Source organism: Clostridium sp. (genome assembly GCF_050717515.1).
In the GTDB taxonomy this organism is placed as follows: domain Bacteria; phylum Bacillota; class Clostridia; order Clostridiales; family Clostridiaceae; genus Clostridium_AD.
Genome location: NZ_JBOITL010000007.1, coordinates 24,597 through 48,326 on the forward strand (window position 1 = coordinate 24,597; position 23,730 = coordinate 48,326).

Below are 23,730 nucleotides of genomic sequence, written 5' to 3' on the forward strand. Positions count from 1 at the left end.
ACTTAGTATTAGTAATAATTTCTTTAATACTATGAATATAGTTTTAATATATCAATCTAAAGTTTAGTAGCTGAAATAAACGCTCTTCTTAAAAATTCTTCTGCTGACATATTTCTATATTTATCATATCTTCCTTGTTCTACCTCCAAGGAAATAGCTCCTTTATAACATATATCATCCAATTCATTTTTAATTTTGTTCCATTGAATATTGCCATCGAAAGGTATCATATGCAAATCATCTATTCCATCATTATCATGTAAATGCAGTGCAAATAGCCTATCACCATAGTGTTTTAAAAAATCTCTTTTTGGTGTAAAACAATTATTATGTCCACTATCATAACAAAATCCAAGTTTTGTTGATGATATTTCTTGTAAAATATAATCCATGTATTCTGGTTTTCGTAAATTTTCAAGAGCAACACTAACATTTAGATTTTCAGCTATATCAACAATTCTTCTTATTCTATTTAATCCAGTTTTGCAAATTGGAGGCGGATTATTTCCTCTGGTTAAATGCATAACAACTGTTGGTATTTGAAAATTCGCACACTGCTCAATACTAGTAATAATTAGATTTTCATATTCATCACCATTTATATTATCAAGCCATAAATCATTTGTACCACTAAAAGGTAAATGTACATTCTCTATGATCAACCCATTTTCTAATGCTAATTCTGGTTGCTTTTCTTTTGCTCCATCAGTATCAATATTTTCGTCTCCCCACCATAAAAGTACCCCATCAAAACCTGCTTGTTTAATCAGTCTAAACCTTTCACTTATATCAATTGGATACCCAAACCAGGAAAATATACATGTTTTTCTCATTATTTTCACTCCTATCTTATAAATGTTATATAAAATACTTTATTTGATGTAATTAAAAATTTACGATTGAAATATAAAAATTTCTTATATATGATTAATATTACCATATATTTGCTATCATTTGACAATTAAAATAAAGTTTTGCTTCCAATTTTGGTTGCTAAATTTCTTGTTGCTTCCATAGATTGCGTATTTGGTGTAAAATAAGTTGCGCAGGAAGATTTTAAATTATGTCTTTTAAAAGTTTTATTGTTAAATTTGTTTTTACATAATATATTAAAATAAATCAAACTAACAGTCTTGTTAGAACTAAAGGAGTTTATTATGAGAATAATATCTGAAAACAACCTATGTACAAATAGACCATATATAAATTTAAAGAAAGTACCAAGGAAAAGTTCATTAAGAATTGGTAAAATTACTGAAGCTGGCTTTAAAAGCACTTATATAATAAATCAACATACACAAAACTTATCTACTGATGAGAATTACACTGTAGAACTTAGTAAAGGAATTGAGAAAATAACACTTGATACAGAACTATTAAATGAAAGGTTATTAGTTGAGGTGAATTATTCATCTAAAATCAGTAATAAATCTACTAAATTCAAGATTTACCTTATTTCAAATTATATAAAATACGCCTTACCATTTAGTTCATTTGAAGATATTTATGAAAATTGTATGAATATATTAGCTAGAGAACTTGAGGGAAAAGAAGAATTAATTTACATAAAGGAAAGTTTTAGAAATTTAGAAAATGATGAAATTTCAGTAGATATAAATTTAAATTTAGAAAGATTAAAAGAATTTAAAGATAGGGTAAATTACAAAAGAAATATTGATTATTTTGTTATAAATAATATTTCTTCAGTTACTTCAAAGTATGATATAAATACTAAAACTAAAGAGATACTAACAAGTAATACCTTAAAAGTTCTAAGCTATAACTATAGTACAAGACTTTATAGCATAGTAGAACCTATTGATAAAACAGTTAAAATAAAATTAGAAGAAACCGATGTTATTTGTAACCTGGATGAAATTAATTTCCCTACTGTTAGCATTTATACTGAGTACGGACTTGGAAAATTATTAGATGTTAAAAATAATGTTATCCCAAATGCTAATACATTATCATTATTTGCTAATATACTAGACCTAGGATTAGAAGTTTTAAACTAGAATCGCATATTGTGCCCGAAAAATCATAACATTTACAGCCACAAGACAGTATTCTACATTTTTGATGAAATATAAATCAAAAACAAGACTACTATTTTGTGGCTGTTATGCAATTTGTCCTATCATTATTTTATCATGTGATTCATCTAATAATTTCCAAAGATTATTTTTTACTGATGGGTTCCAGCAGATTCAAATAAAAATCATTTACTATTCCCTTATCTTCACCACTACGAATATGTTCTTCCAGACATATATGACTTTCATCAACAACATATTCATTACTTTCTTTTAACAATCGCATTAATGTTTGCCATGAATCATATACTTCATTTGTACTGTTTAATGATGCATATAAACCGCGTGGTAATCTTTTTTCCTCAAGATATTCGGGTAACTCAACTTGTTCTGGCACAGTAACACAAGCTGCCCATCCATATTCTATACAACCTGGACTATATGCAGTTGTGTTGAAGCCAAAAATTCTGGCAGTACCCATTAAATTTTCTGCTTCTGCCCAATCCAACACTTTTTTAAGTGTTGTCACTCCAAGTTTTTCCGACACCTGGTGAATTGGTTCAAAATAGCTCATGTATTCAAACACCTCCTTTTTAAATACTGCCGGGATGCCCGATTGTGTCAACGGCGTAGATATGAAAATCCTGAAACAAAAATCCACAAGTCAGCAGATTATATGCTGTTGTCGCGTTTCCCCCGTGAAAGACTAGAAGTGGTAAGTTGTTTTATTTGTAATTAAATAAAGACATAATTGAAGGTTGTTATAAAATGATTCAAGGGGGAATAAATTTTATGAAGTCAATTATATCAAAACATCAAATAAAAATAATATTATTATTTGATGTTTGTATTATATTTTTAAGCATATTGCAAATACGAAATAATAAACTAATGTTAGAGATGTTAGCACTTGGAGGTCCTTTGGGCTATCTAAATGGCAAGTTTATATCTAATAAGACTCTTGATAAAAAAAGTAGACTACTAATCTTTGTTGGTTTCTTTCTAACAGTTATTGCATTTCTATACACTTTTTTTATTTAAAACAATTCAGGATTTTCTTAATATATATATAGGGCACAGGTAGTAATGGAACATAAAATTGGCTTGTCGTAAATAGACAAGCCAATTTAAAACTTTTCCATAATTATTAAAAGTATAGTAAATTTATGATTGATGAACTACATAAGAATATTTTAATGCACCAGAATTTTTTTAATAAAATAAAAATCCTTTAAAAATAGTATTTCAAAGGATTGTAGGCTTATTAATATTTTGCAGTACTTTTTTAAATTAATGAAAATTGTTTTAACCTTTCTATAAGTTAAAATATAACTCTCAACTACTTATTCTTATTAGATATTACCATTGCTACAATAGCAATGATTATTGTTATTATTACATATGTAAATATCATATATCTCCCCCCTTTTAAATACTATTTATTACCGAATATATACGAAGCTGTATTTTTATGTTATGTCTTTATCATCTTTAAAACATTGTAACCACTTGAACCAATGGAGATAATTCACCAAAAATTTAGTTGATACTCCATTAAATTTATCTATCCACTTTTATCTATGTACGTTATGCCCTATTATAACACATCCTACTAAAATTTATACAATATCACTATTTATGTCTAACATAGCCTTATATTAACATGCTCGTTAGAAACTGTCGAAGACTGTTATGGGGTCAGAATGATAGCTCTAATTACAATTTAATAGATAATATGAGACCTTTAAAGTAATTTTTCAATAATTTATAAAATTGGAATTAAATTTATTGTAATGATATACTAATAATTGGGTTGTAGTTGTAAGATATAACCAAGTTTAGTTTAGAAAATTTTTTAGGGGGAGCGATTACAGATGAAGTTTATAGACATGGAAAATTGGGAAAGAAAAAATCATTATAATTATTTTAAGCAACTTGATTACCCTCATTTTAATATATGTGGGAATGTTGACATTACTGAATTTTATAGATTTATTAAGGAAAAAGAAAATCCATTTTTTATATCCATGTTATATGTTGTTACAAAAACAGCAAATAGCATAAAAGAATTTCGTTATAGGATAAGAGAAGATAAAATAATTGAACATGAAATGGTCAGTCCTTCTTTTACAGTAATGACTCCAAATGAAATATTTAGTTTTTGTACTGCTGAATTTATAGCGGAATTTAAAGAATTTAAGATTAATACATCAAATGAAATAGAAAAAACAAAAAACAATATAATTATCGGAAATGAACCAGATCGTGATGACTTAATATATACTACAAGTATTCCATGGGTTTCATTTACTAGTATAACTCACCCAATTCAAATGAACCCTGTTGGTAGTGTCCCAATAATAGCATGGGGTAAATACTTTGAGGAAAATGGAAAGATAAAGCTACCGCTATCTGTTCAAGTGCATCACTCACTGGTAGATGGCGTACATGTTGGGTATTTCTTTAATAAAATCCAAGAAATTTTAGATAATCCTGTAACATATTTATAATATCTAACTTTACAAAAAATAATTTTGATTTTATTCAGTTGATTCTAAATGTTCTTATAGTATGAAAGAGTGGGTGAACTATAAGATATTTATCAATTTTATGTCTTAAAATGAGTTTTGTGGGAAACGTTGGCGCTAGTCCAGTTAGGGGCACTGCGACGATTTACAAATCGTTGCCGTACCCCCTATAAAATATCATTGTAACTTAATGCGATAAAGTTATGTTTATTAATGCAATAAGTTCTTTTCTTTGTCGGTTATTATTAAATCCCAATATACAAATACCACAATAATAACAGCACTTAATACTGCAAAGCTATTACTAAGACCTCTATTATCTATAAATTTTGATATAATAGGCAATACTACGAAAAGGTAAATTATAATTAAAGGGTATGCCACTTTTCGCAGTTTTTGAGTCCTTATAAAAGCAGATAAACTAGTAATAAATAAAGTTATAATTATTATCGTTGTTATTAATTCCATTCTCAGACTTATCATCTCCATCCTATAGTGTTTTTAAATGTATATGATAAGGTCCCTAAATTTATTATCAATTACTAAATAATATCTACAAACCAATTACTCGAAGTGCAGTTTTAAGTGAGGCTACTCTTAGTAGCTAAAGTAGCTTCATGAGAAATACTACCAATTAGCAACTTCTTGTCGCACCTATGTTTAATAATAGTGTTGATAATATGACAATTTTTAAGGGAAGCCAAAAATGCCTGCCCTTAATTAAACACGAAATTAATAAAAAGCAATGTAAATTTTTATTCTAAGCTGGAAGCAAAAACAGCTATGAGCTTAGTAAACAAGTTCATTGCTGTTTTGTTTATTTTAAAGCTGAGAAGTATGCTGATGTTCCTATACAAATTCTAGGATTTAATTCTGGGTTAAGCCATTTTAATACTGTAACTAGATTTGCTTCTTTTAATGCTATACAACCAGCTGTCCCTCTACCACTCTTGGGTGCTATGTGAAGGAATATTCCTGAACCTTTTCCTAAAACTTTGTCTTTGCCATAATTAAAATCTACAACTGCTGAATATTTATATAATGGTTGCTTAGATAGATTTTCGTAAATGTCAGTATCATAGCTATATTTCGGATTTTTTAATACTAATGTATTATATTCTTTTACTGTCTGTAGTGCTGACCAATAATGATTCGACTGTGTTCTCTTATATGGCATCTTTGTTCCTGGATTTGCTGCAGTTCCAAATTCATATACAAACCCAAAAACGCCTTCTGGTGTTGTCATATCTCCTTCATGTCTGTAAGCACTTACACCTTTCCTACCGACTACACATGGGAATGAATAATCTAATTTCCATGCTTTATTTACTTTTGAGTATATCTCTGCTGTCGCATGCTCACTTGCTAAATAAGGAACTTTTATTACTACAGCTTGGTCACTTTTACTTTTACTTAGGGAAGCTAGTAACCTACTGGCTAAATAAACAGGTTTTATTGTAGGTTTTATTGTTGCTTCTTTTGGTTTTGGAGCTAACTTTCCTTGCAACGGTATAATTCGTTTTGTATTTTTTTTATCTGGTGGAGATATTACTGTGTATGCTACCTTTAATGCAACAGGCTGTACTATACTAGAGTTTGTTATACTAGGTGCCGCTTTATTAGATATGCCCTTGGTTCCGCATGCTACCAACATAGCACTAAGCAAGATTAGCGATATTACCGATTTAATTTTACATTTTGACACTGCATTCAACCCCTCTTAGTTTGTTATTGGACATACTTTATAGTTTTTTTCTAGGTTAATTAAATACTCTCTATTATCCTTCTTGAAAAAAAATACATTTTCAAAATATCCTAATGCATTAATTAGCTCTAACAAACTTGTTTCTACTTTCGCATTGATTAATTCTTGGTTAAATAGATTTCACATTTTAATAATATTATTTATCTACCTTTCTATTTTTCGATACATTTGACGTTACACCAACTACAGTACTTAAAACAGTTGCATATAAAATCCCCTTTAGTATAGTATTGTAATTACCTACAATATTAAACTTTTCGCCAAGTATAATGCCAACTATATATATTAGGAAAGATATTATAACTGCAATAATTTTTCTCTTGTAATTTTGCCTAAACCATTTTTTTATGTTTAATTTAGAACTAATAACATGTAATATAGCATATGAAATACTATAGGATAATAAAAAAATCATTACTGTAACTAAATTCATTAATATCACCTCCCCTATCATGTATAAATTCGTATAAAAAAGCTGTAACCATTTAAACCTGTAGTTAGTAAGGTTTTTTGTGGCTATACTGTTAAAACTATACATCCATTCCTTTTTTCATCTCTTAGAATTTTAGTGGACTAACTATATCCTTAATGACTACTAACACCATCAATATCATTAGAAATATAAATCCAATATAATTTACAGTTCCAACTTTATTTTCATCTAATTTTTTACCGGATATTATTTCAAATAAGAGCATAAAAATCCATCCGCCATCCAAAGCTGGGAAAGGTATTATGTTGAGTATACCTAACTGTAGACTTATAAATGCAGTTAGGTATATTAAGTTTGTAATTCCAGCTTGTGCTGCCTTTCCTGAAATTCGTAATATGCTTATTGGTCCTCCCACATCATTTGCAGAAACTTGCCCTTTAAATATGCCTCCGAAAAATGTAAAAATTTGTTTTGATGAGTTAATAGTTTGATTAAATCCATAACTTACAGTTTCGCCAAAGTTCATTTTCTTTTTCAAACCAGCGATTCCTATCATGAATTTATTTTCTTTTACATTTTTAAGAGGGGTCAGAGAGATTTCTTTCACTTTTGCATCTCTAAGTATTTCAATATCCATACTTTTGCCTTTATTGTTAGAAAATTCACTTAAAACTTGCTCCCATTTATCTATATTAACTTTATTAACCTTAGTAATTTTGTCTCCCACCTTTAGTCCAGCATGCATGGCTGGACTATTAGAGTCTACTCCCCCTATTATTGGTAATATATATCCTTCTGCAGCACCTACAATAGCAAATAAAACCACTGCTAATATTAAATTCATAATTGCACCAGCAGAAACTATGCTTAGTTTTTGCCATGGAGTTTTATTGTTGAAAGCTCTAGGATCATCACTTACTGAATCCTCGCCTTCCATCTTAACATAGCCACCAATTGGAAATGCTTTAATCAAATACTCTGTTTCTTTTCCCTTGATTCCAAAAATTTTCGGACCCATTCCTAGTGAAAATTCATATACTTTTACTCCATTTAGCTTACACATAGTAAAATGACCTAATTCATGTATTATAATCAAAAGACTAAATGCTAATAGAGCCATAATCATATATGGTATATTTACTAAAATACTTGTGAATATACTACTCATACCAATTCCCCTCCCTATTTTTATTATTTGTATAAGGTTTAAAAATCTTTATAAAATACTAACTACGGTACACACACATCAATTAAGTGTTATTCCTCCAACTTCCAATTATATATATTAGTTGCATGATATTTTCAATCAATGCAACTTTTATAACTATACTCATTTCCACACATAACTACCTTTTCCCTTCAATATCTGTAAATTTAGGTAAAAACTAAAACCTAAAGCTAGATTTCTCTAACCTTATGCTTAAATTATTTAATCAATCTTAATATAAAATTAACGTATAGGACAACCAGCTTTTAACTTTATATTAAATTTCAACATCATTCTTAATCAGAGCCCAATAATAAAAGCAAGAGAATTTTCCCTTGCTTTTATTTTATACATATTTATTTGTGAACCTAACATAACTAGAGTCAAAGACAACATCATCTCGCATTACTAAGAAATATTTAACAACCTATTAACGCTTGTACATAAAATATGTAGTAGGATCTTTAGCTTTTGTGGCAAAATTAACATTTCTCTTATGATATATTTGATTATCATATTCAGACCCTTGATTATCACATATATATGCATAATCATATTTACCTGGTTTAACCCATTTCATAAATACGTATGCGTGTGTAGGTCCGTAACCATAAGCTTTTGTAAAACATATATCTCCTGGACGAAGTTTAGAAAAATCTGTGCCCATACTCCAACCCATATTTTTTAAATTATTTGTAAGTTGTACTGTATTACATACATATTGAGGTAATTTATTAAGTCCTGCTCTTCTTAACGCTTCGCTTGCAAAATACACACAATTATTACTCAAATCTCCATCATGTAATTGGATAGCTCTTTTCATTACTGATTGTCTATTTTCTTCCTTCATAAGATAATTATATAAGTTTTTATGTAAAATGCCTCGTGGTTGTAAATCATTATCATCACTTGGTTTTTCTATAGGATTTGGATTTACTGTTAAATTTAACAGCACTTTTTTTTCATATCCAGAAATATCTCCATAAAAAACATATGTCCCTGGTACCTCAATATTCTCAGGACAATCAGACCAATTAACATTTACTTGTTTATAAGTACCATTACTCATAAGTGCATTTACTGTACTCGGCAACTTGAATTCCTCTTTTTCTTGTATAGTTACATTAATATCGTCTATACGTGTTATTATTGGTTCTATAGCTTTATTGGTTGTAAAATCTTTTGAAATTCTATGATTCAAATAATTATTTGTTTTTGACTTTACATTTTTATCAATAACTAAAGTATAAATTTTGTTCGGTAAATATTTACAAGAAACAATCAAAGTTTTATCCTTATCTTGAAAATCTATATTAATATTTAATCCTTCATTTGTATCTTTGTCCATAATTCTCACATTATTCTTTACACTATTAATATCTAATTCATCATTAAATTTAATTTTCCAAGCCTTATCCACAGATACACTTGCTAAGATTGAATCAGTATTAACGTTGGCAATAACATCTTTTGATAAATTTTTATGATCATTAGGACTTTTTTCATCTTCCTTCAAATTATAATTTACATTGTTTGTGATTTTTAAACTACCCATCTCTACATTTTTTTTAAGTAAAGTGTTTTCTTCAGCAAAAACAGTATTGTATTTTAAGCTCTGAAACACAACACAAATAATAAAAATTCTAGCTAAGTTTTTAATTTGTTTTTTCATTGTATATAATTCCACCCCATATTAAATTTAGGGACTGGCAAAAGTAGTGAAGCAACCTTCGCTTTAACCCTTTGATTTATAATAATTTATCTAAAAAATCTCAGGGTAGATTAATGACTTCTGGCATTATAATTCCCAATCCTAAAAAAAGAAAAAAGAGCAAGTTATAAGTATGATTAATCAGTTAAGCAACATAAGAATAAAAGTATTCATTCATAACTGTAATTACAAGTTGTCCTATTTTTTTATTAGCAAAACACTTTTTCGCAAGCAAAAGCATTAACTTTGATTTTACTCAAAAGTTATAGGCATACAAATGATGATGACGAAGTTGCAAAGGAGTTTGCACCTCATTCAACATTTAGTCATAAATTTACGCTTGAAATATCTAAATTTGTTATATATTATTAATTGTACCATACATTTGTTATTTACACGTACTTTTGCATATATTTCGGCAAATAATTTTACTGAATTTTCCCTAGTTTACTTTTTCTATTTAATTTCCGATTAACAAGTATCAAACAGAACTTGTATACTACAATAATAAGATTAATCCATTTGGTAACTTACTTGTATTATCATTATGGTAACAACTCAATAAATTATTTATTATTTTTATATTATTGGTAACTTTTATTCCAATATTCTATATATCTTGTATAATATTTACTATGGAGGTGATACATTTGGTAACATTCGGTGATCGATTAAAAACTGAAAGAAACAGAAAACAGATTACATTAGAAATAATGGCTGAAGATTTGAAAACTACAAAGGCAACTTTAAGCCGTTATGAAAATAGCTTACGAGAACCTAAAGTTGATTTTGTTAAACAAATAGCTGATTATTTACAATGCTCTACAGATTACCTCCTGGGCAGAACAGATAATAGATTAGGATTAATAGTACAGGATGATGTGGAAAATAATGATATCAAGGTTGAAATAGATAAAAGTGTTTACCCCGATGGTCTTACTCATGAACAAGTATTAGAAATACTTGATAATTTAAAAAAAGCTGGTTTTAAATGGGAATCTAATAATAAATAGTTATGCAGTACATAGTTTCACAAAATTGCATTTAATCTTTATTTTTCAGTAAAAAATAATATACTTTAATAAATTTAACGCCATATGTTATGAATAACATATGGCGTATTTTGGTTTTTATATAATTCCTATAATTAAGCAATTTATATAAAATAGATTATATTTATATACAAACACAAGAAGACAATGCTGAAACATATTTTATTACATTAATTTTTCCCATGGAAACTATTCTTACATGTTCCTGCTCATGCATCATTCCTTTCTTTTAGGTGGTCGGTGCGATTCCGTAGGAGCTAATATCTCTTTAATTTTTTTATTATCTGAAATCATAACTTCAAAAATATCAGTGTTTCTGTTTATTACGGAAGATACATTTTCATAAATCTGCTTTTCTATAGATAATTCTTGTGAATTATCACCATCTATCAAGCTATATATATATTCAAGGGTTTTATCTAAAAATACTGATATATCTTTTAGTAAATTAGTATCTTTGGTTTTATAACTTTCTAAACAAAAGGCCACAGATTCGCTTATTAGTGAAATAGTCTCACTACTTACAGTAGATCTAGTTTCTAAAATTAATAAATTTAATTCAATTTTTTTTAATTTCAACAATATATCATCACTAAAGGTCACCAATAAACTTAGCGATTCTTTATTAGTTTTTTTGCTTATAGGGATATCTTTAATTAAACTTTCAAATAAATTATTTTTTAAATATAAGTAAGTTAGCAGACCTATAATTAAATATATCATATTAATTATTGAACTTAGTAAAACCTTACCAAATAGTGAGGAAACAACTGTTATGAAACATCCAAAAATAAAAATTATTAAAAGTTGGTTGATTTTATTTGTAATTTTGGAAGTTTCATTAATCAAAGGGGTCGTAGTATTTTCTACTATATTTGGTCTTAAAACTTTTATAAATTCTTTAATTTTTTCTATCTCAAGTTTGTTCAAATCCTTTATATTTTGTAGCCTGTTTTGTTCATCTAAAGATTCTTGAAGCTCCTTTTTTTTAGCATTTTCAAATTCTAATTTTTCATCTAAAGCTTTTTGAGCCTCTTTTTTTCTCAAATCTTCAAATTTTAATAGTTCTTCTTCTTTGACTTTCTTAAAATCAAAAAGTTCCTCTTTAGACATTTTAAGATATTGAGCTTCTGAGACAAACAAAGATGTGGGATATATTTTTAGTTTATTTGAATTATCAAATATGGTATAAACTTCTTCTCCTTTTTCTTCATTCATTTTAAAAACAGAATATACTTCACCTTCTTTTAAACTATCTATATTTAAAACACCTGAATATACTACTTCTTTTATGGATTGCAATAGCCTACTGGTTGGATAGAAAATTTGGTCAGGCACAACTATTTCCACACCACCTCTTTCGTTTATAACCCTATAGCAAGGCAATACTTTGAAATCATATTCATAGGTATATTTAGTTGTTGTATCAAATACAATATATTCTTTTCCGCTTATAAATTCAGCTTTTTCTGTACGACAGGTTTTTAATTCCAAATATTCTCTTTTCATAAATGCTCACTCCTTTTATAAACTAACTCGCCATATTATACCTATTAAAAAATCACTTTTAATGCAACGTTTTATATATTTATAATACATCATATTATGCAAAAACATCAGTACAATTTATTGCTTCCTTAAATGTTAATTCAACATAGAACTATTTTTTCCTGCAATACTAAGTAATTATAAGTATTCTATATGTAACCTAAGAGGAGTGCTCCGTCACCAAAATACTTTCAAGAAATACATATTATAAAAATTTACTATAATAATAAGTATATATAAGCTTGTCCAATTCCTGGCTAAGTTTTAGAATTTCGCCCTCATATAAAACTAATTCTTTCTTTAGAACTAACCTATTTATTTCTTCCCTTATTTTTTCCATTGCTTTTTCTATAGTGTCTCTGCTCAAATTCTTCATCTCCTGTATACCTACTACAATATAAATAGTATATATTGGCTATTACATATTATTATATTGCAGTAAATAATTGGTTTCAAGGAAACAAGGTTTTAATTTTTTGTTAAGTTTAGTCTATTACTGGAAACATTAAGAATTTTAAATTTTACATCACCATCTTGCCGCTCCATTTACCACATCTATCTCCAAAGCAGCCTACAGTTTTTTCTCCATCTTTTATTTGGATTACTTCACAATTGTTACCACAACCATTGCATTCAATACTTCTTGGGACAAAATCATTAGTTGCTACTTCAAAGCCTTTAAACTTTGTTTTTCCACTTTTCATAAGTTCTTCCTTTGCAAGTATCGCCGCACCTATAGCCCCCATAACATCATAGTGCTCTGGAACATAAATCTCAGTGCCTAGAGCTTTTTCAAAAGCTGCTTTGATGCCTTTATTTGCTGCAACTCCACCTTGAAAAAATATTTTTGAGCGAATATCTTTTCCTTTACCTACATTACTTAGATAATTCCGCACCATGGCCTCACAAAGCCCTCCTATTATGTCTTCCTCATTGTATCCAAGCTGTTGCTTATGTATCATGTCAGATTCCGCAAAAACAGCACATCTACCAGCTATTCTTACAGGTGCTTTTGACTTTAATGCATACTCTCCAAAATTTTCAATAGGTATCTCCAATCTTTCTGCCTGCCTATCAAGAAAAGACCCTGTACCTGCTGCGCATACCGTATTCATTGCAAAGTCTGTAACTATGCCATTTTTCAGTAATATTATCTTTGAATCTTGGCCTCCAATTTCTAATATAGTACTTACATCTTTATCAATTTCAAGCGATGCCACTGCATGGGCAGTAATTTCATTTTTTACTATGTCAGCACCCATTAAAAAAGCAGCCATTTGTCTTCCGCTACCTGTAGTTCCTACTGATCTTATTTGCTCACTATTATATTCTTCACTTAAAATTTTTAATCCATATTGGATGGCCTTTATTGGTTTACCTTTTGTTCTTAAATATAACTTTTGAATAACCTTTAAAGTATTATCTAATAGTACAATGTTAGTACTTACAGATCCTACATCAACTCCCATATAATACATTGTTCTTCTTCCTTTCTAACATATCTATAAATGCTTCTATTCTAGTAATATATCCTGCCTCTCCAGTCATTTCATCTACTACCAAGGTCATTATTGGAAATTCCTTGTCACTTGAAATTGTAGGCAAAATAGCTTTTGATACAATTTCTGGCATACAGCCCATAGGGAAAATTTGAATTGCTCCATCTAAACTCTCTTTCTGCGCAAGTAATGCTTCTCCTATACATTCTCTAGCGTGGCCACCAATATAATGTGGAAGATATTCTCTAGATGCTATTCTTATATCAATTGAATTAAGCTTTAAGCACCTAAGCGCCATGTCTTTAATCCACCAACTAGGAGTAAGCATTCTTTTAGTTGATACACCGTAATCCATAAGTTTATCTTCTATATAAAGATTAGAAAAGGGTTCAATTACAGTATAAATTTCACCAATAATTGCAATTTTTATTGGAGATTTGTGTTTATTAATAGGAATCTCACTTATTTTCTTCTTATATTCTTTTAGGATATTCACCATCTGTGATGGTGTATTTGCTTTTGCAGCATTGTTTTTGCATTCTTTTAAAAGTCTCTTAAATTCTCCTTTGTTCACTTCAAATCCTGTTAAATAATGTGCTTTACTTTCAATTTTCTCTATTAAATCAATTACATTATAGGCTATCTTTAGTGCTCTAAATTTTTCTCCTTTACCTTTTGTACTATTATCTGAAATCTTGGATAAACGATTTAAAAATTCCTCTTTGCCTACATCAAAAGGGCTATCGACTACAATAAAAGTCAAATCGTGTCCCATTTTCTTTAGTGCATTGATCTGTAATTCACAGTACTCACCAAATCTACAAGGTCCACAGCTTCCAACTATAATTATGGTATCCGCGCCCTTTTCTATACTCTGCAAATAATTACCCATCATAATTTTATAAGGTAAGCACATTTCTTCTGGCGAAAACTTTGAACCTAGCTCTAGCGCCTCATTACTACTAAAAGGTGGAATTATGCATTCTATTCCCAGTCCATCAAATAGTGCTTTAGCTGCAAGATATGTGTTTCCTAAATGTGGAAATGTTATTTTCATTATTTTTTTTCCTTTCAATCATATCAATAAAAGCCTCAATCCTTGTGTCTAGACCGCCTTCACCAGTATGTTCATCAACTTTTAACAATAATAGTGGAAAATCCTCAATTTTTTCTTTAATAAGTTCAAGTACCACAGAGTCTATTCCACAAGCAAAGGATGATATGTATATTGCTCCGGAAATCTCATTATGTTTTGCTATAGCAGTTGTAAATCCATAGGAATTTGTAGCAAAGGTCCAAAATGGCCTTTTAAAAAGAGTTTTTACTTGTAAGTTAATTTGCTCCTCCTCTACATATTCTTCTGTTATAACCCCCACTCCCATTTTATTTAATTTTTTTACTATATTCATATTGATAAAAGTGTCATAAAGATTATATGGATGACCTACTAGTGCAATAGTTATTTTAAATCCTTCATCTTTAATACCAAATTTAAAGTTTCTCTGCTCTTCTAAGGCACTATTAAATGCAGCTTTTATTTTGCTAGTATCCCTAGTAATCATCTTTCCAAGTTTTTTACACCAAGTATATAACTCCTTCTCGCTAGTGGCATATATAGGTTCTGTCATTACCTTTGGCATATTGGGTATGCTATTTAATATCATTTCCGGAAGTCCACAAAATTTAGGACATATAAATTCTCGCGCGCGAACCCTCATAATTCTAGGTATTATTAATAAATCACATTTGTCCTTTATATCTATTATATGTCCATGAAATATCTTTATAGGCAAACAAGCCTCGTCAACGCAGCATTTAACTCCTGCGTTTAAAATATCTTTATTTGTATCTGTAGATGTAATTACTTCTGCACCTAATTCAATTAAAAACTTTTCTATAAAAGGATGGTATTTATAATATAATAAACCTTTTGGGACACCAACTTTCATATTTTCCTCCTTGCATTCCACTCTATTAGCACTTCTATATTCTGAACTATTAATCTGAAAATTATTCCTAAAATATAAAAAACCTGGACTTAAGCTCCAGGTTTTTTACACTATTAATCCATTCCAAGTAATTACGCCCACTATACCATCTACTTTTATTTTTTTTACAGTTTGATATTTTAATACAGCTTTTTCAGTGTCATTACCAAATATTCCATCTACAGTTATATTTAATCTCCACTGAATATAGCGATTAGCAACAATATTATTATTACCAAATTTAAGCACAGGCATGCTTAAAATATTTGCAAGTGCTGCATTTGTCTTCAAGTCATTAGCGCCATTTATTTCAAGTCCTATTATGCTTTGAAATCTCTTAATGGCAGATGCGGTTTTTTCGCCCATAATTCCATCTGGTCTAAGTTTTTCACCATTAGAATCTAGTATATTTAATAGATTTAATCCATTTTGTATTTTTAACAATGCAATATTTACAGTGGGTTTGACATTTCCATTTTCGCTGTCTGTTTCATTAACGATACTTCCTGTTAGCCCCTTTACAATTGCATTTGCTATCTTTTCTGCATTAAATCTTTGCATATCCTCTTTAGAATCTACAAATCCACCTTCTACAAGTATGGCAGGCATTTTTGTGTTTTTTAGTACATACAACCAGCTGCCATCCTTTACCCCTCTATTAACATACCCTAAGGCTGCTATTGCATCTACAACTCTTTTTGCTATATCTTTGCCTGATTTTGATATAGCAAACACTTCTGTTCCATGTCCACCGCCTGCATTGAAATGAATAGACACGTATAAATCCACTTTTTCTTCATTTGCTTTATTTACTCTTTTATAAAGAGAGTTACCTAAATTAGATGCATAACTTGGAGTGCAATTAACTACCTGATGCTTAAGTGTTTTCAGTTTTTCCATGACGCGATCTCCAACTTGTTTATTTAGCTCATCTTCTTTTCTTATACCCACCGCTCCAGTGTCTACCGGTGGACAGTTGTGTCCAATATCAATCCCATACTTCAAAATAACCCCCCCTAAGCTTTTAGCACATTTAAATAACAATCCAGTTTGCTAGTCTATTTTCATGTTATTTAAACATTAATTCTAAAACTAATTTTCTATCTCACAATTAAAATATGCCAATATTCATATATTGTGTAATAAAAAATAGTTTTTCAACATATTTTATTTACAAAGCAGTATAAGGATGTGATTATTTGAAGCTTTATATAAAGAAATCTATTTTAATTATAATATGTGTTTTTTTCTCTTTAAATCTCTTTGGATGTAATTATAAATTCAATAAAAATATTCTTTTAAAAAGTAAACCAAACAATTATTATTACACGAATTTATTAATGAAGGATTTATCTTTGGAAAAGCCAAAAGAGCTTTATGCTCTATATATGAATTTTTATAAGAAGAAGGACTTTTCTGTGGAGGATTTATATACATTCACTGAGTTTTTTAATTCATTAAATAATAATAACTTCATAGAAAAGCCAGCTACCTTGACAAATAAACCAGTATATAAAATATTTTTAACCTTTAGTAAAAACAAATATATTATAAATGTCTATAGCCAAGATTTAATTTCCATATATCCCTGGGATGGTGGCTACAGCATGGATTACATTGACACAAATAAAATGTACAAAGCTTATAATCTTTATGGACTATGCAAATACCTTATACCTAAATAAGGTATTTGTTTTTTTTCTAGTATAATTGCATTATCCTCTATAATTAATCACATTATAAGTATATAATTTCTAATATAGATAAGAGACATAGCAATTAATAATTGTTACGTCCCACCAGAGGACTATAAGGAGGATATGCATGCAAGCTATAGATTTTAAAGAGATTAATCAAAAAATAACCAAAAAATTATTAAGCCCAAAGTATTTAAAAAACCATGATATTCCAAAATCTCTTATTGAAAATTTTTTATCAGGCTCCTGTTATTTAGAAAACTTGAAAACTATGATAGAATGCACGGATTTCACATGTGCACGTACTCTTTTAATTTGTGAAGCTGTTATGAATGAGCTGTGCAAAGATAAATTACCCAATGACATGCTCAAATACTTATATAATTTCGCATTAAATAAATCCTTTCCAGAAGCTGTAACTATTGTACTCCATAGTAATCTAGAAACTGCTTGTGAACTATATCTAACAGTTCTTAGAATTGTATGCACTGTTCAAAAAAATCATAGTGATAACACTTGGCAAAGTAACTACGCCATGAATTTTTTACTGCAGGAAGAAATAGAAGATTTAGAAAATGATGATGAATATATAAAATTCATTAAAGCTTTTAAAAAAGATTACATCTATGAAATGATGAAACTTAATGGTGAGGTTTTTAAATATAATACCCTTGATCATATTTGTGGAGTGCACTATCTGGCATTACATCTTGCAAGGCAACTTAAGAGCAAGAATGTTCAAATAGATTTAGGTAGAGTTTCTGGAGCAGCGGCTGGACATGATGTTGGAAAATATGGTTGCTTTGGTGATGATCTTAAAAGAGTTCCTCATTTACATTACTATTACACAGATCAATGGTTTAAAAAACATAACATAAACTACATTAGAAATATTGCAATAAATCATTCTACCTGGGATTTGGAGCTTGAAAATTTATCACTAGAGTCACTAATCTTAATATATTCTGACTTTAGAGTTAAAAATCTTGAAACCAGCGAAGGTCCCGCCATGAACATATTCTCTTTAGCTACCTCCTTTAAAGTTATACTCAATAAATTAGAAAATGTTGATGAAAAAAAAGAAAAAAGATATAGACGCGTATATGCTAAACTAGAAGATTTTGAAGATTATTTAATTAGTATTGGTATTAATACAACCCTTGATAAAAAGGAAAATCATGAGATTCCAAAATCTCCAATTTATTCACTAATGCAAGGAAATGATATAGTTCAAAACCTTAAATATCTTTCTATAAATCATAACATTAATTTAATGCATATGTTACGTGATGAATTTTCTTTAGATGAAGTATTAGAGCAAGCTAGAAGTGAAAAAGACTGGAAAAATTTAAGACAATATATAATGGTTTTCGAAGAATATTCTACCTATTTAACTCAAAAACAAAAGCTTCAAACTATTAAGTTTCTATACGATAATTTAACTCATTCTGAAGATGATATCAGGCGTCTTTGCGCTCAGCTTATTGGAGTTCTTATAGCTATCTTTGACGAAGATTATAATAAAGAAATTCCAAAAAAAGTAGATATTGAAAACCCTAATATATCCAGTTCAGATTTATTTGTGGAGTATTTGAATTTGTTACTTTATCCAAGCCACAAAATGATTTCAAGTCATAGAACTTGGATGGGCTATAGTTCTAGAATCCTGGTTAGCAGCTTATTTGAAAATTGCAGAAAAAGTATGCTTATACCCTACAGAAATATTATTCTTAAGTATTATGACGCCGCACACCTTGGCAATACAGAAACTCAATTGTTTTTACTGGTAACTGCAAAATACATTCCCATGGAACCTTATGAAGAGAACCTGTCCATATTATTTAATTATGTAATTTCAATGACAAACAAAAGAAGCAGTATTTTAAGACTTTCCGCCTTAGAAATTATAACCGACTTAATAATAAAGCTTCCTAAATTTAATTATTTAAAGGAAAATTTAATAGGGCAGTTTTCCAGTTACTATACTAAAAGTAAACTCCCTGCAGAAAATCTACTTAAACTAAGGATTTTCACACTGCTTAATCTTAAAACTTCTATTCCTATTTTTCAAAAATTTTGCCAAGAAGATTATGCAAAAATACCCGATATATTTTTAAGCAATTTAAAAACAGCAACTGATTGGATAAAAAAGAAAAACCAAATCGATTTATTGTTAAATTATACTTTAAATAAAGCACCTGCCACAGGCCTTCACACAGCTATTCATTTTTGTAATTTGCTTAAAGTGAGTGCTGTTGAGAGTGTTCGCAGTAGGGCAGGCATTGCCATACTTAAAATTATGCCCACACTTACACTCGCTGAGCGAAATGAAATTTCAGTAGAACTTCTTCGGGCACTAGAGATAGAAGGCCATAGATTTACTGAGTATATTCCACCTTACCTGGGTGAAATCCTTCTTTGGTTACAACCTGTGGAGCTAAATGAAATTATTGATGATTTAAAAATCAAAATAAAAATAGCCAATGAAAATGTAAAGCCTCTTATTCTTAAGACTCTAGGTGTTTGCTTAGCTAATTATCCCAGGTATAGAAGTCGATTTATTGAAAAACCTGCGGATTATGATAACCGCCTATTAAATATACTTGGTATACTTTTAAATGGCCTAGCTGATTACAAAACAAAAGTTAAGCAATCCGCCGCACACAGCCTTGGAAAAGATGTTTTTGGTTCTAAACTGCTATCTCTAGAGGATAAAATTGTTATCTTTAAATTAGCTGCAAAAAAAATCCTTACGCTAATTACAGAGGATAGCACAGAACAATTACTTTTCCTTACAAATGCTGCAGCACTAAATCACATATATAGATTTATATCAGATTTCAGTTTCTTTATAGGTGAAATTACTATACCTATTCCTTCAAAAACAGCTTTTTTCCCGGGCACCTTTGACCCCTTCTCCCTTAGTCATAAAACCATTGCAAAATCTATAAGAAATATGGGTTTCGAAGTTTATTTATCTGTGGATGAGTTTTCTTGGTCAAAGAAAACCTTACCAACCTTGCTTCGTAAAAATTTACTGAATATGTCCATTGCAGATGAATTAAATATTTTTATTTATCCAGAAAACTTTCCAACAAATATTTCTAATCCAGAGGATATGAGAGAGTTAAAGGAAAACTTTAGTAAATCTCAGGTTTATTTTGTTGCTGGCAGTGATGTTATATTAAATGCTACTTGCTATAAGAAGCCTGTAACTGAATTCTCTATACACAATTTTCCACATATAATTTTTGAGCGTGGAAAAAACAAACAATTAGATGAGGCTAAGAAAAGAATCCTTGGAGAAATAAAATTAATAAATTTGCCTTCTAGTTATGCTAGCATTAGCTCTAGTCAAATAAGAAATTATATTGATGACAACCGTGATATTTCAAGTTTAATTGACCCGCTAGTTCAGCAGTATATTTATGAAAATGGTTTTTATCAAAGAGAACCACAAGATAAGCTTTCACTGGCATATCCTCATATAGATATTGAGTTTGCTGAAGAGTTTACTGAAAGCTTTATAAAAAAGCTTTCTAATTCCTGTAATGATAAAGAGCTTGTTTTCCAAATTTTGACCCAGCTCTCGAAAAAAATCGCCCCAAAGCTTGTAATAATTAAAAATATCCAAAGTCACGAAATTCTAGGTTTTGCATCAATGCATTGGATTCGTTCCAATATTTTATACAGTGAATTATATGATGATAAATTATCAAGATATGTTCGTGAAAATGCCTCTGGTAGAATTATTCTTATTGATCTAATGTATATAAACAATAAGGAAAAAAGCAAAGAAAAAAACAAAATACTAGAGCAAATACTTATTACAGAGTCTCTAGCTTATGCATTATCTAAAGACTATGAATATGCAATTTTCAAACCAATTTTGCAAGAATTGTATGCTCCTTCACTAATCGAACTTCTATATTTGCATGGTTTTAAAAAAGTTGATACCACTGATCCTAGTTTAACTGCACTTGTGGTAGATATGAATAGTCCTTGCGTACTAAACTTAGATTTAGAAAATATTCTTAAAGAGCCCTTTAGGAGTAGTGCACGAGTAAAACAAGTTATTTGCAGTACAAGAAAGCGGTTGCAACAAGCCATATCAAATTTGTATCCTGGTGAACTCGTATTATCCTTCGATAGTGATATACTCCATCAACAAATGATAAAAAAGGTTTGCAGCGAAAATAATGTTCCAATTAAAATAAGCCATACAAAGCAAAATGGAGAAGCTATGTGTGTACCTTATGGAGATATTCTTGACAGATATATAGTTCCCAATACTGTTACTAAATCACTGCATACAGAAAAGTTTTTTGATCCTGAGATTAAGAAATTTCATATTGGAGAATTCCCTTATTACTTAAACCTTGAGCATCAAATTAAAATGATAAAGTCTTTTAATAGACCTGTGATACTAGTAGATAATATACTTCATAAAGGTTATAGGATGAAAGCTTTAGACCCGCTCTTAAAAAAGGAGTCCGTAAATGTAAAAAAAATCATTGCTGGTATTCTATCTGGGCGAGGAAAAGACCTAATGGATATGCAGCATCGCCATGTTGATAGTGTTTACTTTATACCCAAGCTTAAAATTTGGTTTAATGAGAATACACTATATCCCTTTATTGGTGGAGATGCGCTATGGAGAGGTACTTATCCAAAAAGAAACTTACTTCCTTCCGTTAATTTAATACTGCCCTATACTTATCCAGTTTTTATAAAAAATGCGCTACCCAAAAATCTTTATGAATTATCAAAAGTGTGTATTGAAAATTCTATAGAACTTTTAAAAGTTTTAGAAAATGAGTATCATATATTATATACTCGTAATTTAACTTTAGCTTCACTGGGTGAAGTATTTACTGTTCCTCGCTGTCCTGATATTGGACGTGATCTGCACTATGATTTAAATATCTCGCCCTCTCACTACCTAGAAAATGATTTACAGCAATTACGTAGGCTCGATAATTTATTATAAATAAAAAGAGGTGCTTAAAATGTTTTACTATATTTGCCATGAAAAATTATTAATATCCAATGAAGCATATCCAAGTCTTGCGGTTATATCTGAATTTGAAGCAGAAAAATATACGGGCATGATTTTTGCCTTGAATAAGATTAATCCAGAACGCGGTCGGAGGAGTTTCTCTGTTTCCCATGAGAATTTTCTCTTTTTAAATGAAGAAAACTTAAACTTACTTGTAAGACCTGTAACCTCCAATGTGAATGTACCACAGTGGATAAAAGAGGCAATTAATAGTAATCGCGTTACCTCTTTGAATACTATGTATCCTAGCTGGAAGCAAGTATTAACCTACAGGTCGCCTGATAAATGGAGAATAAATGTGGTAGGACTTGGGGATGTTGGTGGCACTTTACTTACAGGTTTAAAACTCTTAGGCGCTGAAAAAATTCAAAGTCTCGGACTTTACGATAGAGATTTAAATCGCAATGAACGCTACAAATATGAACTTAGTCAAATCCTTTCACCGGACATGAATGAAAATTCTATAAATATAGTGTCCTTAAAAGAAGATGATGTCTTTGACTGTGATATGTTTGTATTTTGTGTATCTGTGGGAGTACCTGAGGTGGGCAAAGAGTCTACAGATGTTAGACTCGCACAGTTTAAAGGCAATTCTAAAATAATTTCCCACTATGCTACCCTTGCAGGTGAAAAAGAATTTAAAGGCGTATTTGCAGTAGTATCAGATCCAGTAGATTTACTTTGCAAAGTAGCATTTGTTGAAAGTAATAAAGACAGTTCAGGGAATATGGACTTTAAGGGCCTTGCTCCAGAACAAATTAGAGGGTATGGCCTGGGGGTTATGAATGCTAGAGCTTGCTATTATGCCATGCAGCAAGATGCTACAAAACATTATATACATGAAGGTAGAGCTTTTGGACCACATGGTGAAGGTCTCATCATAGCCGATAGTATTGAGCATTATAATGAATCGCTTTCAGATTCTTTAACTTTTAGCACTAAAACTGCAAACTTAGAAGTTAGATCTACAGGATTTAAACCCTATATTGCTCCAGCTCTTTCTTCTGGGACCTTGTCAATACTTGCCACTATTAATTCACAGTGGCATTATAGTGCTACATTTATTGGGGGTACTTTTATGGGCTCTAGAAATAGACTTCTACCTTCTGGAACTGAGCTTGAAACCTTGGACCTAAATGAAGTGCTCTTAAGTAAGCTAAATTCAACTTATAAACTTCTTAGTGGCTCTATATAGTTTATTTAAGAA

Annotated in this window: 20 protein-coding genes; 7 read left to right on the forward strand and 13 right to left on the reverse strand. The window is 29.8% G+C overall.

The genetic code is table 11. The features are described from left to right. Positions 1 to 56: 56 nt before the first annotated feature. Positions 57 to 833 (reverse strand): sugar phosphate isomerase/epimerase family protein, encoded by a 777-nt coding sequence (locus tag ACREV6_RS01620; RefSeq protein WP_431576286.1) that lies wholly within the window; start codon positions 831 to 833, stop codon positions 57 to 59. Positions 834 to 1,157: 324 nt separating this feature from the next. On the opposite strand from ACREV6_RS01620, the gene ACREV6_RS01625 reads away from it, so the two are divergent. After that, positions 1,158 to 2,018: a hypothetical protein gene (locus ACREV6_RS01625; protein WP_431576287.1), complete on the forward strand. Its 861-nt coding sequence runs from the start codon at positions 1,158 to 1,160 to the stop codon at positions 2,016 to 2,018. 163 nt (positions 2,019 to 2,181) lie between these two features. On the opposite strand, the gene ACREV6_RS01630 is transcribed toward ACREV6_RS01625, so the two are convergent. Next, positions 2,182 to 2,610 carry an effector binding domain-containing protein gene (locus tag ACREV6_RS01630; RefSeq protein WP_431576288.1) on the reverse strand — a complete coding sequence of 143 codons (429 nt, stop codon included), beginning with the start codon at positions 2,608 to 2,610 and terminating at the stop codon, positions 2,182 to 2,184. A 218-nt stretch (positions 2,611 to 2,828) separates the two neighbouring features. On the opposite strand from ACREV6_RS01630, the gene ACREV6_RS01635 reads away from it, so the two are divergent. Together ACREV6_RS01635 and ACREV6_RS01640 are read left to right on the forward strand one after the other, a co-directional pair. Beyond that, positions 2,829 to 3,077, forward strand: a complete 249-nt coding sequence (locus ACREV6_RS01635) for a hypothetical protein (RefSeq protein ID WP_431576289.1) — start codon at positions 2,829 to 2,831, stop codon at positions 3,075 to 3,077. An 833-nt stretch (positions 3,078 to 3,910) separates the two neighbouring features. Next, positions 3,911 to 4,546 carry a CatA-like O-acetyltransferase gene (locus tag ACREV6_RS01640; RefSeq protein WP_431576290.1) on the forward strand — a complete coding sequence of 212 codons (636 nt, stop codon included), beginning with the start codon at positions 3,911 to 3,913 and terminating at the stop codon, positions 4,544 to 4,546. A gap of 228 nt (positions 4,547 to 4,774) precedes the next feature. On the opposite strand, the gene ACREV6_RS01645 is transcribed toward ACREV6_RS01640, so the two are convergent. From ACREV6_RS01645 to ACREV6_RS01665, 5 genes are all read right to left on the reverse strand, one after another. Further along, the gene (locus ACREV6_RS01645; protein WP_431576291.1) at positions 4,775 to 5,032 is read right to left on the reverse strand and encodes a hypothetical protein; all 258 of its coding nucleotides are present in this window, start codon (positions 5,030 to 5,032) and stop codon (positions 4,775 to 4,777) included. A gap of 349 nt (positions 5,033 to 5,381) precedes the next feature. Then, positions 5,382 to 6,269 carry a L,D-transpeptidase family protein gene (locus ACREV6_RS01650; protein WP_431576292.1) on the reverse strand — a complete coding sequence of 296 codons (888 nt, stop codon included), beginning with the start codon at positions 6,267 to 6,269 and terminating at the stop codon, positions 5,382 to 5,384. 196 nt (positions 6,270 to 6,465) lie between these two features. Next, on the reverse strand, positions 6,466 to 6,762 hold the full coding sequence (locus ACREV6_RS01655; RefSeq protein ID WP_431576293.1) for a hypothetical protein: 297 nt from the start codon (positions 6,760 to 6,762) through the stop codon (positions 6,466 to 6,468). A gap of 124 nt (positions 6,763 to 6,886) precedes the next feature. Then, positions 6,887 to 7,888 (reverse strand): RIP metalloprotease RseP, encoded by a 1,002-nt coding sequence (rseP, locus tag ACREV6_RS01660; RefSeq protein ID WP_431576476.1) that lies wholly within the window; start codon positions 7,886 to 7,888, stop codon positions 6,887 to 6,889. Positions 7,889 to 8,399: 511 nt separating this feature from the next. Further along, positions 8,400 to 9,641: an Ig-like domain-containing protein gene (locus ACREV6_RS01665; protein ID WP_431576294.1), complete on the reverse strand. Its 1,242-nt coding sequence runs from the start codon at positions 9,639 to 9,641 to the stop codon at positions 8,400 to 8,402. A 689-nt stretch (positions 9,642 to 10,330) separates the two neighbouring features. Here ACREV6_RS01665 and ACREV6_RS01670 point away from each other — a divergent pair. Continuing rightward, positions 10,331 to 10,693 (forward strand): helix-turn-helix domain-containing protein, encoded by a 363-nt coding sequence (locus ACREV6_RS01670; protein WP_431576295.1) that lies wholly within the window; start codon positions 10,331 to 10,333, stop codon positions 10,691 to 10,693. A gap of 255 nt (positions 10,694 to 10,948) precedes the next feature. Here ACREV6_RS01670 and ACREV6_RS01675 read toward each other — a convergent pair whose 3' ends face one another. The 6 genes from ACREV6_RS01675 to ACREV6_RS01700 all read right to left on the reverse strand — a co-directional run bounded on the left by ACREV6_RS01675 (position 10,949) and on the right by ACREV6_RS01700 (position 16,772). Continuing rightward, the gene (locus ACREV6_RS01675; RefSeq protein ID WP_431576296.1) at positions 10,949 to 12,241 is read right to left on the reverse strand and encodes a hypothetical protein; all 1,293 of its coding nucleotides are present in this window, start codon (positions 12,239 to 12,241) and stop codon (positions 10,949 to 10,951) included. Positions 12,242 to 12,485: 244 nt separating this feature from the next. Continuing rightward, positions 12,486 to 12,647, reverse strand: coding sequence for an aspartyl-phosphate phosphatase Spo0E family protein (locus ACREV6_RS01680; protein ID WP_431576297.1), 162 nt, complete (start codon positions 12,645 to 12,647; stop codon positions 12,486 to 12,488). Between the two features lie 154 nt (positions 12,648 to 12,801). Beyond that, positions 12,802 to 13,758: an acyl-CoA dehydratase activase gene (locus ACREV6_RS01685; protein WP_431576298.1), complete on the reverse strand. Its 957-nt coding sequence runs from the start codon at positions 13,756 to 13,758 to the stop codon at positions 12,802 to 12,804. After that, entirely contained in the window at positions 13,739 to 14,836 is a 1,098-nt protein-coding gene (locus tag ACREV6_RS01690) for an acyl-CoA dehydratase activase-related protein (RefSeq protein ID WP_431576299.1), read from the reverse strand. Before ACREV6_RS01690 ends, ACREV6_RS01685 begins: the two co-directional genes overlap by 20 nt. After that, entirely contained in the window at positions 14,790 to 15,728 is a 939-nt protein-coding gene (locus ACREV6_RS01695; RefSeq protein ID WP_431576300.1) for an acyl-CoA dehydratase activase-related protein, read from the reverse strand. The genes ACREV6_RS01690 and ACREV6_RS01695 overlap by 47 nt, the downstream gene beginning before the upstream one ends. Positions 15,729 to 15,833: 105 nt before the next feature. Then, positions 15,834 to 16,772, reverse strand: a complete 939-nt coding sequence (locus tag ACREV6_RS01700) for an N-acetylmuramoyl-L-alanine amidase (RefSeq protein ID WP_431576301.1) — start codon at positions 16,770 to 16,772, stop codon at positions 15,834 to 15,836. A gap of 194 nt (positions 16,773 to 16,966) precedes the next feature. Between ACREV6_RS01700 and ACREV6_RS01705 the strand changes: the two genes are divergently transcribed. The 3 genes from ACREV6_RS01705 to ACREV6_RS01715 all read left to right on the forward strand — a co-directional run bounded on the left by ACREV6_RS01705 (position 16,967) and on the right by ACREV6_RS01715 (position 23,718). Beyond that, positions 16,967 to 17,452 carry a DUF4883 family protein gene (locus tag ACREV6_RS01705; RefSeq protein ID WP_431576302.1) on the forward strand — a complete coding sequence of 162 codons (486 nt, stop codon included), beginning with the start codon at positions 16,967 to 16,969 and terminating at the stop codon, positions 17,450 to 17,452. Between the two features lie 139 nt (positions 17,453 to 17,591). Further along, positions 17,592 to 22,454 (forward strand): nucleotidyl transferase family protein, encoded by a 4,863-nt coding sequence (locus ACREV6_RS01710; RefSeq protein ID WP_431576303.1) that lies wholly within the window; start codon positions 17,592 to 17,594, stop codon positions 22,452 to 22,454. 19 nt (positions 22,455 to 22,473) lie between these two features. Then, entirely contained in the window at positions 22,474 to 23,718 is a 1,245-nt protein-coding gene (locus ACREV6_RS01715) for a lactate/malate family dehydrogenase (RefSeq protein WP_431576304.1), read from the forward strand. Positions 23,719 to 23,730: the final 12 nt, after the last annotated feature.